This is a genomic window from Embleya sp. AB8 (genome assembly GCF_049739465.1).
In the GTDB taxonomy this organism is placed as follows: domain Bacteria; phylum Actinomycetota; class Actinomycetes; order Streptomycetales; family Streptomycetaceae; genus Embleya.
On the sequence record NZ_JBMHHY010000012.1, the window covers coordinates 1 to 14818 of the forward strand.

Below are 14818 nucleotides of genomic sequence, written 5' to 3' on the forward strand. Positions count from 1 at the left end.
CGGGAGCCACGGAACGCCGACGCGCATGGGGAACCGCCGGGGTCGTCGCGATCATCGCCCTGATCGCCTGGAACTTCCTCTACTTCTATCCGATCTTCACCGGTGAGACGATCACCCGCAGCGGGTGGCTGGATCGCATGTGGTTCAGCACCTGGATCTAGACCCGGACCCAGTGCCGCGCCCGGCACTAGCGAGAGAGGCTGCGCCGGTGTCCGTCACGCGGGAGCAGGACATACGCCGGCGGGCCATCGACGCGACCCGCGACCTGGCCGCGGCGGGCGGCTACGACAGCGTGCAAATGCGCGACGTGGTCCGCCTGTCCCGCCTTTCCTCGGCCACCATCTACCGCCACTTCTCCTCCAAGGACCACCTGCTGGCCGCCACCCACCTGGAATGGATGGCCGCCCTCGAACGCAGCGACACGGCCCACCCGCAGGGCGCCGACGCGGCGGAACGGGTCTGCGCGATCCTCCGCGATACCTGCCGCACGATGGCCCGTCACCCGAGGCTCACGGCCGCCCTGATCCACGCCCTCGGCTCCAGCGACCCGGGCGTCGGCGACTGCCACCGCGAAATCAACCGCATCATGAACACGATGTTCCGCACGGCAATAGCCGACGAATCCAAAGCCCCCGACGAATTCGTCCACCTGCTGGGCATCGCCTGGGAAGGCGCCCTGTTCAGCTGGGCCTTCGGGCGAATGACGATGCAGGAAGTCGAACAAACGGTAACCAGATCCGCCCACCTACTCCTCCTGGGCGCAGCAGCGGAACCCAGCCCCTAGCAACTCGGAAACAAGCCCAGCCGCACCCAAGAACGCAACCAATCCAGCCCGTACAGCGCTCGCGGACAACCAACCCGAGCCCACGTCACGCCGGGACACCAACCACCCCAGCCCGTCCGGCACCGAACGCCAACCCCAACGCACACCCGCAAGCCCCACCAAGCCCGTCCGGCGTTTGAGGACAACCCGGCGCAAGCCCAGCCACACCGGGGGGCGCAACCAAACCAGCCCGTCCGGCGCTTGAGGACAAGCGACGCATGCCCACGTCACGCCCGGACGCCAACCACCCCTGCCCGTCCGGCGTTTGAGGACAACCGACTCGGGCCCACGCCACGCCGGGACGCCAACCACCCCAGCCCATCCGGCGCTTGAGGACAAGCCTCGGCAAGCCCAGCCGCACCCGAGAGCGCAACCAATCCAGCCCGTCCGGCGTTTGAGGACAACCGACACAGGCCCACGCCACGCCGGGACGCCAACCACCCCAGCCCGTCCGGCGCTTGAGGACAACCCGGGCACCCGGCACGGGCCATCGCCCGAACACGGGGCGCCAACGGGCGCAGACCGACCCGCTACGACGCCTGTCGACTCGCCGAAGGCGGCGTGATCGGGACGATGTCCAGCGGTGCCAACTCCGGCCGCTTCGCGGTGACGTGGTCGCCCGAGGACTGCCCACGAAGCCGCCGTCCGATCCACGGGACCAGGTGCTCCCGCGCCCAGTGGACGTTCTCCAGCCGCGCAGCGCCCGCGGTGACCTCGACCTCCTCCGCCGGCCACGGCGCATCCGGGTCGCCCTCCACGGCCAACCCGAGCGCCCGCCCGACCTTGAGCGCCACCCGGTCGTGCCCCTCCGGCGACAGGTGCAACCGGTCCTCGCTCCAGGCCCGCCGATCATGCAGCGAGGTGAGCCCCCACATGTCCGCCACCAGGCAGTCGTACCGATCCGCGACCGCCCGCAACAGCTCGTTGTAGGTGGCCACCTTGCCCCGAATCAGCTTGAGCACCGGCACCCACCGCGTATCGAACCCGGTGAACACCACCACCCGCGCGCCCGCCGCCGTCAACGCGGCGACCGCCTCCTCGTACTCGGCCGCCAGCCGGTCCGGATCGCTCCCGGGCCGCAACACGTCGTTCCCACCCGCGCACAACGTCACCAGATCGGGCCGCGCCGCGATCGCCAGCGGCACCTGCTCCTCGATGATCTGGTGCATCAACTTCCCGCGCACCGCGAGATTCGCGTACCGCAACCCCGGCCGCTCGACCGCCAACCGAGCCGCGAACCGATCGGCCCACCCGAGGTAGTTCCCGTCGGGCCCGGGGTCGCCGACACCTTCGGTGAAGCTGTCGCCGATAGCCACATAAGAGTTGATTTCGGACAGGTTCCCGTGTGGATTCAATAGCTCGGCCATGTCACCCGATGTTGGCAGTCCCGTCCTCGGCTACGCGACCGTAATAACGACCCGCTCACCCAAGGTGGTCGCGGCGCGACCACCACGAGCAACACCGCCGCGCGCAACGGGATTCCCCCAACGCCGCAGGAAATGTCGAAAGCCCCGCCGGAAGAATCCGGCGGGGCTTTCGAACCGTGTGGACCTGTGGGGATTTGAACCCCAGACCCCCTCGATGCGAACGAGGTGCGCTACCAGACTGCGCCACAGGCCCAACGAGGAGAAACATTACCACCTCGCCGAGGTGGGTCGCGCACGGGTATTCACTCGTTGCCGGCCCGGCGCCACTCGTGTTCGTACAGCGGCAGCGAGTCGACCGAGGCGCCGTAACCGGCGCGGGTGTCCTCGGCGTACTGGTCGAACAACGGGGTGGACGGGCGCGACGCTTCGGCCGGGTGGGGGTCGGGAACCGCGTGGATCTGCGGGCGTTCCGGCTCCGGTTCGGCGTCGCCGCGCGGGACCACCGGGGCGGTCACGTAGGTGGGCAGCGGGACCGGTACCGGGTCCCACGAGTCGCGGTCGTGCGGGCCGTCGCCGGTGGCCAGTTCGGCGATCCACTCGGCCAGCGCGGGCTCCTCCGCCTTCGGGTCGCGCCTGCCGCGGGCCGAGCCGCTCGACGAGCCCGAACCCGAGCCCGAGCCGCCGGCGCGCGGCGGCCGGGCCGTACGCGCCTCGCCGCCGGCCGGCGGGGTGGGCGTACGGGGTTCGGCGGCGGCGCCGTCGGGCGCCTTGGTCCGCACCCGCGATTCGGCGGCGGGACCGCCGTCGGCCGCCGTGCCCGACTTGCCCACGGGTCGGCCGAGTCGGCGCAGGCCCGCCTCGTAGCGACGGCGTTCCTGGACCCGCAGGTGGACGATGTACGCGGACAACAGCACACCGGGCACGGCCGGCAGCCACACCCACGCGAGCCCCGCCACGCCGGCCAGGATCGCCCCGGCGGTGAACGTGGCGAACAGGCTCGCGATCACCCGACGCCGCCGCGTCAACAACGCGGCCCGCCCGTCGTCCCGCCGCACCGGCCCGGCGGGCCGCTTGCCCACACCGCTCTTGCCCTTGGCGCCGCCGGACCCGGACGACCCGGCGGACCGAGGCGACCCGAAGGTCCCGGCAGAGCCGGCCGATCCCGAAGAGCCCACCGACCCGGCGGACCCGGACGACCCGCCCGAGCCGGCCGCCGATCCCGGGGAGCCCACCGACCCGACCGCCCCGACGGACCCCACGGACCGAGCGGACCCCGCGCCTTCGGCACCCCCCGGGCCCGCCTCCGCGACCGCCCGCGCCGATCGGCGTTCGAACGCGCCGCGGCGGGAGAGGATCCGGATCGCGGTGGTGAATCGTTCGGTCGGCCGGGCCTCGTTCAGCTCGTCCTGTCGGCGAAGCCACATGGGCACCAGATAGGCAGCCCAGGCCCCCACGATCGCTGCGTAGATCAGGCCGCTGCCGTTCACGCTTCACACGCTAAGCCGGATGGGCACCGCATCGTCGGATTAGGCACGGTGTGTCGCCCGATCCGCACTGATGCCCATGTGACGAATGATGCCCGTGTGACGAACCCGACTGGCATGACTGTCGGGATTGTCGCGACTGTGGATACAGCTGAGCCGGTCAGGGCGTTCGGGACCGTCGTTCTCCCGGAGGCTCTGGGGTCTGCCGAGGTGACACCGCTCATATCTCCGGGAGAGTAGCGAAGTCGCGACATCGATGTGTCGATATGGCGGGATCGACACCGAAGAGATGCCACTACCAGGTGAACCCCCGGCTCTCCCGGTAGGCACGCCACCGCATCAGCAGTCCCTCCGGGACCTCCTCGGCGTTCAACGCGTAGGCGAGATGGTCGCGCCAGTCGCCGTCGATGTGCAGGTAGCGCGGGCGCAGACCCTCCTCGCGAAAGCCCAGCTTGTCCACCACCCGCCGACTGGCCCGGTTCTCCGGCCGGATGCACACCTCCAGGCGATGGATCCCGAGCCGGAAGAAGCAGTGGTCGGACACCAGCGCCACCGCCGTCGGCATCACCCCCAGGCCGGCCACCCGCTCGTCCACCCAGTAGCCGACGTGCGCCGAGCACATCGAGCCCCACGTGATCCCGGCGACGGTGACCTGCCCGACCAGTTGCCCGTCGTACAACACCACGAACGGCAACATCCGCCCGGCGCCCGCCTCGGCCCGCAAAAAGCGCACCATCTGCCGGAACGTCGGCCGCCGACCGGCCGCGGACCCCGGCGGTACGGTCGCCTCCCAGCGGCGCAGCCAGTCCCGATTGCGGGTGTGCACCTCCTGCCAGGCGACCGCGTCCCGGGCCCGGATCGGGCGCAGGGTGACCCGGCCCTCGGTGAGCTCCACCGGCCACCCGCGGCTCAGCGCGTGCCCCATGGCGGCTGCTGCGCCCCTCCGTAGCCCCCGCCGCCCTGGAACCCGCCGCCCGCGCCGCCGCCTTGGTAGCCGCCCCCGGCGCCGAAGCCGCCCTGGTAGCCGCCACCGCCCGGCGCGGGCTGCTGTTGCCCACCGGCACCGGCACCGCCCGCGCCGGCGAACCCGCCCCCGCCGCCGAAGCCGCCGCCCTGCTGGTGGTCGCCGCCCTGGAGCTGGGACACCACGTGCGGCAGCACCTTGGCCAGCACGTTGATCCCGTCCTGCGCGCCGCCCGGCGAGCCGGGCAGGTTGACGATCAGGCTGCGGTAGGTCCAGTGCGAGTCCTGGGTGATCGCCACACCCGCCAGGCCGCGGGACAGGATCGAGGTGGGCACCCGCTCGAAGTTCTCCATCCGGATCGCCTCGGCGATGCCCGGCACCTCGAAGCTGATCACCCGGCTGGTCATCTGCGGGGTCTGGTCGAACGGATTGAGCCCGGTCCCCCCGGTGGTGATGATCACGTCGTAGTGCCCGGAGACCGCGTCCCGCAGTGCCTGGGCGACCGGTTCGCCGTCGGGCACGATCTGCGGGCCGCGCGTCTCGAAGCCCAGCGCCTGCAGCCCGCGCACGATCACCGGACCGCTCTCGTCCTGATAGGTCCCGGCTGCCGCGCGCGTGGACACGGTGATCACCATGGCTCGCATCAGACTTGCCCTCCGTCGCGTTGTGTGGCTGCTGTCCCGGTGTCCCGTCGCCAGTCGCCGGAGACTCCGCCCGTCTTCTGCTCCACCCGCACGTCGGTGATCACCGCGCCCGGGTCCACTGCCTTGATCATGTCCACCACCGTCAGCGCCGCGACGGAGACCGCGGTCAGCGCCTCCATCTCGACGCCGGTGCGGTCCGCGGTGCGTACCGTCGCGGTGATCGCCACCGCGTCGTCGAGCACCGTCAGGTCCACCGCGACGCCGTGCAGCGCGATCGGGTGGCACAGCGGTACCAGGTCGGGGGTGCGCTTGGCGGCCATGATGCCCGCGATCCGGGCGGTGGCCAGCGCGTCGCCCTTGGGCATGCCCTCGCCGCGCAGGAGTTCGATCACGCGGGCCGAGACGAGTACCCGGCCCGAGGCCGATCCGGTGCGGACCGAGATCTCCTTGGCCGTGACGTCCACCATGCGGGCCGCGCCGGCCTCGTCGAGGTGCGTGAGGTTCTTGGCGCCGCGCGTCAACTTTCCACCTCATAGGTGTGTACCGAACAGCCCTGTGTCGTGCTGGGGCAACGTTAGAGGCACAACAGGGCGGCCCGCATGCGCGGGCCGCCCGGACGCGGTCGTGGCGCTCAGCCGAGCAGCAGCACGGACACCTCGCCGCCCGCGGCCACCTCGGTGACCTCGGCCGGCAGGGTGATCAACGCGTTCGCCTTGGCCAGGCTGCCCAGCAGGTGCGAGCCGGTGCCGCCGACCGGTTCCACAGTGCCCGCGCCGACGCCCGCGACCGGCGGGGTGTACCAGGCGCGCAGGAACTGACGGCGGCCCTCGGGCGATTCGAGCGCCGTCGAGCAGGAGGCGGTCACGGTCGGCCGATCGGTGACCTCGGCGCCCTGCATGCGCAGCAGCGCCGGGCGGACGAACACCTCGAACGAGACGAACGCGCTGACCGGGTTGCCCGGCAGGGTGAAGATCGGCGTCTCGTCGGGGCCGATCACGCCGAACCCCTGTGGCATCCCCGGCTGCATCGCGACCTTGCCGAACTCGACCGTGCCCAGCTCGGAGAGCACCTCCTTGACCACGTCGTAGGCGCCCGCGCTGACCCCGCCGGTGGTGACCACCACGTCGGCCCGGATCAGCTGGTCCTCGATCGTGTCGATCAGGATCTTCGGGTCGTCGGGCACGTTGCCCACCCGGTAGGCGATGGCGCCCGCCTCGCGCGCGGCGGCGGTGAGCATGTAGCTGTTCGAGTCGCGGATCTGCCCCGGGCCGATCGGTCGGCCGGGCTGGGTCAACTCGCTGCCGGTGGACAGGATCACCACGCGCGGCTTGGGCCGGACCCGGATCCGCTCGCGACCGATCGCGGCGAGCAGACCGACCTGGGCGGCGCCGATCGTGGTCCCCGCGTCGAGCACGGTCTGCCCCGCGCTCACGTCGTCGCCGCGGCGCCGGATGAACTGGCCGCTCGCCGGCGCCCGGGTGATCCGCACCGTCGGCATGCCCGCGTCGGTCCACTCCACCGGGACGATCGCCTCGGCCCCCTCGGGCAGCGGCGCGCCGGTCATGATCCGGGCACAGGTGCCGGAACCGATCGCCGTCTTGGGCTCGTTGCCCGCGGCGATGTCGTCCACCACCTCGAGCACCACCGGGTATTGCTCCCCCGCGTCGGCCACGTCCGACAGGCGTACCGCGTAGCCGTCCATCGAAGAGTTGTCGAACGGCGGCAGGTCGCCGGTGGCGGCGACCTCGTCGACCAGGAGACTGCCGTGCGCGTCGAGCAGTTGCAGTTCGAGGGGGGCCAGCGGTGCGATCCGCCCGAGGATCCCGGCCAGGTGGTCCTCGACGCTCTTCATGCCTGCATCTCCTCGTTCACGTACTGCCTCAGCCAGGTCCGGAACTCCGGTCCCAGATCCTCACGCTCGCACGCCAACTTCACGATGGCGCGCAGATAGTCGGCCCGGTCGCCCGTGTCGTAGCGGCGCCCGGTGAACAACACGCCGTGCACCGTGCCGCCCTCGGCCAACTCGCGGCCGGCCAGCACCCGCAAGGCGTCGGTCAGCTGGATCTCGCCACCGCGGCCGGGCGGGGTGTGCTCCAGGACGTCGAACACCGCCGGGTCGAGCAGGTAGCGGCCGATCACCGCGAAGTTGCTCGGCGCGGTGCCCGCTTCGGGCTTTTCCACCAGGTCGGTCACCCGCACCACGCCGGGCTCCGAGACGCCCTCGGGCAACATCTCCACCGCCGCGCAGCCGTAGAGGTGGATCTGCGCCGGGTCGACCGCGATCAGCGCCACGACGCTGCCGCCCAGCTCGCGGCGTACCCGCAACATCGTGCTCAGCAGCGGGTCGCGCGGGTCGATCAGGTCGTCGCCGAGCAACACCGCGAACGGCTCGTCGCCCACATGCGGGCGGGCGCAGGACACCGCGTGCCCCAGGCCGCGCGGATCGCCCTGGCGCACGTAGTGGATGGCGGCCAGCTCGCTGGACTCGCGGACCAGCTTGAGCCGGTCCACATCGCCCTTCGCGGCCAGCGCGTGCTCGAGCTCGTAGGCCCGGTCGAAGTGGTCCTCCAGCGCGCGCTTGTTGCGCCCGGTGACCATCAGCACGTCGCTCAGCCCGGCCGCGACCGCCTCCTCCACCACGTATTGAATGGCCGGCGTGTCCACCACCGGGAGCATCTCCTTCGGCGTGGCCTTGGTCGCCGGCAGGAAGCGAGTCCCCAGACCGGCGGCGGGAATCACGGCCTTGGTGATGTGAAACGGCTGACGCTCAGGCATGGGCGCACACTAACGGGTGAGATCACCGGGGGTCCCGTGGAGTCCGACGATTGGCCGGTTGTCGGCCGGCGGCGCGGTCTCGGCCGCCGGGCCGCTCTCGGCCGGACGGGGGCCGCAGAACCGGTCCCCGCCGGCGCTCTTGGCCCGGGCCAGCGCCCGGTCCGCGGCGCGCAGCAGGGTCGCCGAGTGGGTGCCGTCGCCGGGGAGCACCGCGGTGCCGATCGCCAAGGTCAGCCGGACCGGGTCGCCGGCCGGCCCGAACGTGCCCCGTCGCACGGCGTAGCACAGCCGTTCGGCGACCTTGGCCGCGCCGGCCGCGTCGGTCTCGGGCAGCAGGATCACGAACTCCTCGCCGCCGTACCGGGCGATCGTGTCCACCTGGCGGATCTCCAGGGCGAGCCGCTGGGCCACCTCGCGCAACACCGCGCCCGCGCACTGGTGGCCGTGTCGCTCGTTGACCGTGCGGAAGTGGTCGAGGTCGAGCATGAGCAGCCCGAGCGGCCGGCCGAACCGGCCGGCCCGCATCACCTCGCGGTCGAGCACCAGTTGCAGGTAGCGGTAGTTCCACACGCCGGTCAGCGGGTCGGTGACGGACAACCGCTCCAGTTCGGCGCGGCTGAGTTCGAGCCGGGTGACCTCGTGGCGCAGCTCGGGCAGTTCGTTCCCGGCGAGCGCGCGCAGCCGGCGCACGGCGACCGTCAGCGAGCCGACCGCGACCGCGAGGGCGCCGACGAGCAGGATGATCAGGAGGCGTTCGAATGTCAGGCCCATGCGGCGTCCGGGTCCGGTGCGGTGGCGCGAACTGTGTCGATTGCGCGGACTCCTTCGATAACCCGTCCAAACACGTCATTCAGGGAACAGCATGAAGGACATCCTCAACGACAAGGCCACGCTGAGGTCACAGTTGACGCACTCACGGTCACGCGTCGGGTCGGACCGGCGTGTCGCGGCGAGTCGCGCGCTCCGCGCCGCGCTCCTCGCGCTCCCCGAGGTGGCCGGCGCGCACACCGTGGCGGCGTATGTGCCGGTGGGGTCCGAGCCGGGCGGCCGGGAGTTGGTCGAGGACCTGGCCGCGGGGTCGACCCGGCGGGTGTTGCTGCCCGTGCTGCTCGCGGACGACGACCTGGACTGGGCGGTGTACCAGGGACCGGAGTCGCTGGTGCCGGCCGGCCGCGGGCTGCGCGAGCCGATCGGGCCGCGCCTGGGCCCGGAGGGGGTGCGCACGGCGGACGTGCTCGTGGTGCCGGGCCTTGCGGTGGATCGCCGGGGGGTGCGGCTCGGGCGCGGCGGCGGCTCCTACGACCGGGCGCTCGCCCGGCTGCCCGCCTCGGCGGTGACGGTGGTGCTGCTCTACGACGGCGAGGTGCTCGACCGGGTGCCGGCCGAGCCGCACGACGTGCCGGTGGACATCGCGGTGACGCCCGCGGCGGTGCACCGGTTCACCCGGTAGCACCGCCGCGAGCCGCGATCGGGGCCTGAGATCAGGGCCCGGCGGGTGGTGGCGCCGGCGCGGCCGGCGTCAGCGTCAGCCGGTGCTGGGCCGCCTTGTCCACCGCCGCGCGGGTGAACGGCCAGGGCAACGTCTTGCCCTGGCGCCACAGTTCGGTCTGATCGGTGTAGTTGTCGTGCCACACGTGCCCGGAGGCGCCGGTGAGGTTGATCCACCTCGACGCGTCCAGATCGGCCAGGTCCACCACCATCCGCATCGACGGCACGGTGGTCACCGCGTAGCCCTGCGCGGCGTTCCACCCGGTCGCATTGACCAGCCCCTCGCCGCCGGCCATCCGGTACGGACCGCGGTTGAGCATCCACTTGACCACGCCCGGCCCGTCGGTGCCCAGCGTCTGGTTCTTCAGGGTCAGTGTGTGCAGCCGACCCCACGACCAGGTGTCGATGTCCTTGCCGAGCCGCGAGGTGAGGTCCTTCTTCGCCTCGACCATCGCCTTGTGCAGCAGCCCGTCGCGGGTGGTGATCGTGCCCGGGTTCTTGGAGATGTTCCACCACGGGCTCTCCGGGGTGGTCAGCAGCGTGCGGGCGACCTCGTTCCAGCGATCGCCGCCGTCCGGCTGCGCGGTCGAGTCGTCCCGCTTGCCGCACTGCACGTGGCCGGTCTTGGGATTGCTCGCGCAGTCGTTGTCCGCGCGGACCGAGAACGGCATCTTGTCGCCGAACGCCAACATCAGCACCTGGCGCCACACCGCGTTGAAGTAGGCCGCGGCGCCCGAGTCCGCGTCGTTGCGCATGTTCCAGCCCTTGAGCAGGTCCTGCGCCTCGCGCACCCACGGATCGTCGATCCGGACCCCGAGCAGGTAGGGCACCAGCATCGGGGCGACCGGGTTGAGGTCGTCCGCCTGCATCTGCTGCATCATCGCCGCGTCGATCTTGCCCGGCGCCTTGGTGATCATCTCCTCGATCCGCGCACTGCGCGCGCCGTAGCCCCAGTCGGAGGTGATCAGGTACGGATACGCGGGCGAGACCACCGCGTTGTTCGCGGTGACGATGTACCCCTCCGGCGGGTCGTAGGAGTACGGCAGCGACTCGAACGGGATCGCGCCCACCCAGTCGTACTTGGGGTCCCAGCCGTACACCGGCCAGCGGCCGTCACCGCTGCGCCGGATCGGGATCTTGCCGGGCGCCTGGTAGCCGATGTGGCCCTCGACGTCGGCGTAGATCGCGTTCTGCGAGGGCGCGTCGAAGTTCTTCAGCGCGCCGCGGAAGTCGGCCCAGTTCTGCGCCTTGTCGAGTTGGAAGAGCGCATCCATCGTGTTGCCCGGATCCAGCGCGGTCCAGCGCAGCGCGACCGCGTAGCCGTCCTCGCGCTGCGGGCTCAGATCGGGGATCGGCGCCTTCTTGCCGACGTCCTTGAGGTCGTCGGAGGCGTCGGCGTCGGTCAGGATCGGGCCGTGTCGGGTGGTCCGCACGGTGATCTTGCGATCGGCGCCGCCGGCCACCTTGATGGTCTCCTCGCGAACCTCCTTGAACGGCTCCCACTTGCTGTCGTAGAGCACGCCGTCGCCCTGGACCTTCTCCAGGTAGAGGTCGGTCACGTCGGCGCCGAGGTTGGTGAAGCCCCAGGAGATCTTCTGGTTGTGGCCGATGATCACCCCCGGCATGCCGGAGAACGTGTAGCCGGAGACGTCGTATTGGCACTGCGGGCCGACCGTGCGGCAGTGCAGGCCCATCTGGTACCAGACCGAGGGCAACGACGGGGACAGATGCGGGTCGTTGGCAAGGAGCGGTTTGCCGGTGGTGGTGCGACTGCCCGCGATCACCCACGAATTGGAGCCGACGCCGGACGACTTCTGGCTGAACAGCGAGGGCAGGTTGGCCAGCGAGTCGGACAGGTTGGACAGCGCGTTCTGGGCGTTCTTCGAGGGCACCGGCGGCGGCGCGTCCTGGGCGAAGCGCTCGATCTTGGCGTCCTTGGGATCCTTGACGATCGCGCCGTCGCGCACGATCGGCTTGTTCACGTCGTAGGGATACGGCGGGTAGAGCTCGTCGATCTGATTGACCGTCAGCTTGTCCGACAGCAGCGCGCGGTCGATCTCCTCCTGGATGTTGGTACGCAGGTCCCAGGCCATCGCCTTGAGCCAGGCGACCGAGTCCACCGGGGTCCACGGCTCGGCCTTATAGCCGTCGTGCACGACGCCGAGGAGCGCGTACTCGAAGGACGCGTCCGCGCCCTTGTGGTCCTTGAGGTAGGCGTTGACCCCCTCGGCGTAGGCCTGGAGAAACTTCTGCGACTCCGGCGCGAGTGCCGCGTACTCCTGCTCGGCCACCTTGCGCCAGCCCAGCGTGCGCAGGAACCGGTCGTTCTTGACCTGCGAGTCGCCGAACATCTCCGACAGTCGGCCGGCGGTCATATGGCGCCGTACGTCCATCTCCCAGAACCGGTCCTGGGCGTGTACGTAGCCCTGTCCCCGGAAGAGGTCCTCGGACGTGTCCGCGTACACCTGCGGGATGCCGTTGCCGTCGCGGATCACCTCGACCTTGCCGGTCAGTCCGGGCACCTTGATCGTGCCGGAGGTCTGCGGGAACGAGTCGCGGGACAACTGCCAGCCCCACCAGCCCAGTCCGCCCGCCGCGATGGCGAGCACCACGACGAAGACGATGGCCGTCAACCGGAACCGGCGCCACGCCTTGGACGGCCCCTTGGGGGTCGTCGGTCGTTCCTTGACCTTGGCGGTGGCACCGGGCACGGGGGCGGCGGGCTCGGATCCGGACTCGGGTTCGGGCTCGGGCTCGGACCCGGGCGCGGTCCCCGCCGCGGGCCGGGACTCGGCGCGCGGCTCGGGCGCGGGCGCGGGGACCGGTACGGACACCGGCTCGGGGATCGCCGGCGGTGGTTCGGCGGCGCGCGGCGCGGGCGGCACGGCGTGGGCGGCCGGCTCCGCGTAGGGCTCGTCGGGCGGGTAGGGCTCCTGGGCGGCGTACGGCTGGTAGGGCTCCTGGGGTGCGTACGGCTCTCGCGGTGCGTACGGCTCGGGTTCGGCGTACGGCTCGGGTTCGACATACGGCGACTGCGGCGACTGCGGCGGCTGTTGCCCTGCGGCGGCTTCGCGCTCATGCTCCGCGCGTTCTTCCGCGCGCCGCCGGGCCGCGACCGGATCCGCGGCCGCCCACTGCGACGTGGGCCACTCGCCCGTGGGCCAGTCGTCCCAGCCGGATGAGGCGTCCTGGCCACCGGGGGGCTGCTCCGGGTCGGGCGTCTTCGAGGGAGGCATCAAGGTCCTTATGCGGTCGGTGCGGCAAGGGACACCTTAAAAGCCGAGCGTCGTCGGCATCACAGCCACGGGTACGAGACGGGACCCCTCTGGGGTATGGATCCTTCGCTTTGGTAAAATATTTGCCAGGCGTAGGTAATTGATCGCCGGTTCGCCGGCGCGGCAGGCCCCCCGTCCCAAGGCCCGCTGATTCCCTGCGTTTTCGCGGTGTCGCCGGTTCCCCCGTCGTCGCCTGCCTTCATGTTCTGCACTCCGTGTGGCCGCCTGGGGGGTGGCCGGACCGACGACCGCCGGAGGTGACGCACGTGTCCGTGCCCGAGCTCAACCAGGTATTGCTCCTGGGTGCCATCGTCATGTTGTCCGCAGTGATCGCGGTACGCCTCGCGACCAGGACCGGGCTGCCGAGCCTGCTGCTCTACCTCGGCCTCGGCATGGTGATCGGGGCCGACGGCCTCGGCATAGGTTTCAACAACGCCGAACTGACCCAGACGCTCGGCTATGCCGCGCTGATAGTAATCCTCGCCGAGGGCGGGATAGCGACCAGTTGGAAGGAGATCAAGCCGTCCGTGCCGGCGGCGGCGGTGTTGTCCACGGTCGGCGTCGGGGTGAGCGTCGCGGTCACCGCGCTGGCCACCAAGATTGTGCTGGACGTCAACTGGTCCACCGCGATCCTGATGGGCGCCATCGTGTCCTCCACGGACGCCGCCGCGGTGTTCTCGGTGCTGCGCAAGCTGCCGCTGCCGCATCGGCTGACCGGCTTGCTGGAGGCCGAGTCCGGGTTCAACGACGCGCCGGTGGTGATCCTGGTGGTCACCTTCGCCCACGTGGGTCACATCGAGCCGTGGTACCGGATACTCGGCGAGATCGGCATGGAGCTGACCATCGGCGCGGCGCTCGGCCTCGCGGTCGGCAAGCTCGGCGCGTTCGGGCTGCGCCATGTCGCGCTGCCCGCCTCCGGGCTCTACCCGATCGCGGTGATGGCGCTGTGCGTGCTGGCCTACGCCGGCGGCGCGCTCGCGCACGGCAGCGGGTTCCTGGCCGTCTACCTGACCGCGCTGATCCTGGGCAACTCGCAGCTCCCGCACGGTCCGGCCACCCGCGGCTTCGCCGAGGGGCTGGGTTGGATCGCCCAGATCGGGCTGTTCGTCCTGCTCGGACTGCTGGTCACCCCGCACGAGTTGGGCAGCGCGGTGGTACCGGCCCTGGTGATCGGCACGATCCTGTTGCTGGTCGCCAGGCCGCTGTCGGTGATCGTGACCACCACCCCGTTCCGCGTACCGTGGCGCGAACAGCTGATCCTGTCCTGGGCCGGGCTGCGCGGAGCGGTGCCCATCGTGTTGGCCACGATCCCGATCGTGAAGGACGTCCCGCACGCCCAGCGGCTGTTCAACATCACCTTCGTCCTGGTGGTCGTGTTCACCCTGGTCCAGGGGCCGACGCTGCCGTGGATAGCGCGCAAGGCCGGCTTCGCGGGCGCCGACGAGCCGACCGACCTGGGGGTCGAGTCCGCGCCGCTGGAGAAGCTCCAGGGGCATCTGCTGTCGGTCAGCGTGCCGGCCGGCTCGCTGATGCACGGCGTGGAGGTCGGCGAGTTGCGGCTGCCGCGCGGGGCCGCGGTCACCCTGATCGTGCGCGACGCGGAGAGCTTCGTACCCGAGCCGACCACGGTGCTCCAGCGCGGCGACGACCTGCTCGTGGTGACCACCGACACGGTGCGCGACCAGACCGAGGACCGGCTGCGCGCGGTCAGCCGGGGTGGCAAGCTGGCCGGTTGGTTCGGGGTCAAGGGTGCCGCGTGAGGTACGATCGGTTGGTTGATTGCCTTCGCGGTGCCACCCGGCACCACGATCGCCGATCCCCTACACACACCGACTCTGCCTGACGCAGGGCTGGCGTCGTGACCGCACGGCGGCCGAAGCAAAGCTTCGGTATCTACCCCGGTGGACGCTTTCGAGGACAGCTCTCGGCGCACCGGGGTTTTCCCTGTGCGTCACCAGGTGGCAGGAAGCGATACCCACGATGCCCACGCATCGGACC

General features: G+C 71.1%; 12 protein-coding genes and 1 tRNA gene. 3 read left to right on the forward strand and 10 right to left on the reverse strand.

What is annotated here, in order from left to right; all coding sequences use genetic code 11:
• Positions 1-208: 208 nt before the first annotated feature.
• Positions 209-784 carry a TetR/AcrR family transcriptional regulator gene (locus tag ABIA38_RS18375; protein ID WP_424639759.1) on the forward strand — a complete coding sequence of 192 codons (576 nt, stop codon included), beginning with the start codon at positions 209-211 and terminating at the stop codon, positions 782-784.
• 569 nt (positions 785-1353) lie between these two features.
• Here ABIA38_RS18375 and ABIA38_RS18380 read toward each other — a convergent pair.
• The 9 genes from ABIA38_RS18380 to ABIA38_RS18420 all read right to left on the reverse strand — a co-directional run bounded on the left by ABIA38_RS18380 (position 1354) and on the right by ABIA38_RS18420 (position 8828).
• Positions 1354-2190 carry an SGNH/GDSL hydrolase family protein gene (locus ABIA38_RS18380; protein ID WP_424639760.1) on the reverse strand — a complete coding sequence of 279 codons (837 nt, stop codon included), beginning with the start codon at positions 2188-2190 and terminating at the stop codon, positions 1354-1356.
• 179 nt (positions 2191-2369) lie between these two features.
• A tRNA-Ala gene (locus ABIA38_RS18385) sits at positions 2370-2443 on the reverse strand.
• 49 nt (positions 2444-2492) lie between these two features.
• Entirely contained in the window at positions 2493-3677 is a 1185-nt protein-coding gene (locus ABIA38_RS18390; RefSeq protein ID WP_424639761.1) for a hypothetical protein, read from the reverse strand.
• Between the two features lie 292 nt (positions 3678-3969).
• On the reverse strand, positions 3970-4599 hold the full coding sequence (locus tag ABIA38_RS18395; RefSeq protein ID WP_424639762.1) for a GNAT family N-acetyltransferase: 630 nt from the start codon (positions 4597-4599) through the stop codon (positions 3970-3972).
• Positions 4584-5282, reverse strand: coding sequence for a MogA/MoaB family molybdenum cofactor biosynthesis protein (locus ABIA38_RS18400; protein ID WP_424639763.1), 699 nt, complete (start codon positions 5280-5282; stop codon positions 4584-4586). The genes ABIA38_RS18395 and ABIA38_RS18400 overlap by 16 nt, the downstream gene beginning before the upstream one ends.
• Positions 5282-5749, reverse strand: a complete 468-nt coding sequence (gene moaC, locus ABIA38_RS18405) for a cyclic pyranopterin monophosphate synthase MoaC (protein WP_424640053.1) — start codon at positions 5747-5749, stop codon at positions 5282-5284. Before moaC ends, ABIA38_RS18400 begins: the two co-directional genes overlap by 1 nt.
• Before the next feature lie 164 nt (positions 5750-5913).
• Positions 5914-7134, reverse strand: a complete 1221-nt coding sequence (gene glp / locus ABIA38_RS18410) for a gephyrin-like molybdotransferase Glp (protein ID WP_424639764.1) — start codon at positions 7132-7134, stop codon at positions 5914-5916.
• Positions 7131-8057: a UTP--glucose-1-phosphate uridylyltransferase GalU gene (gene galU / locus ABIA38_RS18415; RefSeq protein WP_424639765.1), complete on the reverse strand. Its 927-nt coding sequence runs from the start codon at positions 8055-8057 to the stop codon at positions 7131-7133. Before galU ends, glp begins: the two co-directional genes overlap by 4 nt.
• Positions 8058-8066: 9 nt before the next feature.
• Positions 8067-8828, reverse strand: a complete 762-nt coding sequence (locus ABIA38_RS18420) for a GGDEF domain-containing protein (protein ID WP_424639766.1) — start codon at positions 8826-8828, stop codon at positions 8067-8069.
• Positions 8829-8919: 91 nt separating this feature from the next.
• Here ABIA38_RS18420 and ABIA38_RS18425 point away from each other — a divergent pair, with 91 nt between their 5' ends.
• The gene (locus tag ABIA38_RS18425) at positions 8920-9507 is read left to right on the forward strand and encodes a 5-formyltetrahydrofolate cyclo-ligase (RefSeq protein ID WP_424639767.1); all 588 of its coding nucleotides are present in this window, start codon (positions 8920-8922) and stop codon (positions 9505-9507) included.
• A gap of 31 nt (positions 9508-9538) precedes the next feature.
• Here ABIA38_RS18425 and ABIA38_RS18430 read toward each other — a convergent pair whose 3' ends face one another.
• On the reverse strand, positions 9539-12781 hold the full coding sequence (locus tag ABIA38_RS18430) for a penicillin acylase family protein (RefSeq protein WP_424639768.1): 3243 nt from the start codon (positions 12779-12781) through the stop codon (positions 9539-9541).
• Between the two features lie 296 nt (positions 12782-13077).
• Between ABIA38_RS18430 and ABIA38_RS18435 the strand changes: the two genes are divergently transcribed.
• Positions 13078-14580 (forward strand): potassium/proton antiporter, encoded by a 1503-nt coding sequence (locus ABIA38_RS18435; RefSeq protein WP_424639769.1) that lies wholly within the window; start codon positions 13078-13080, stop codon positions 14578-14580.
• Positions 14581-14818: the final 238 nt, after the last annotated feature.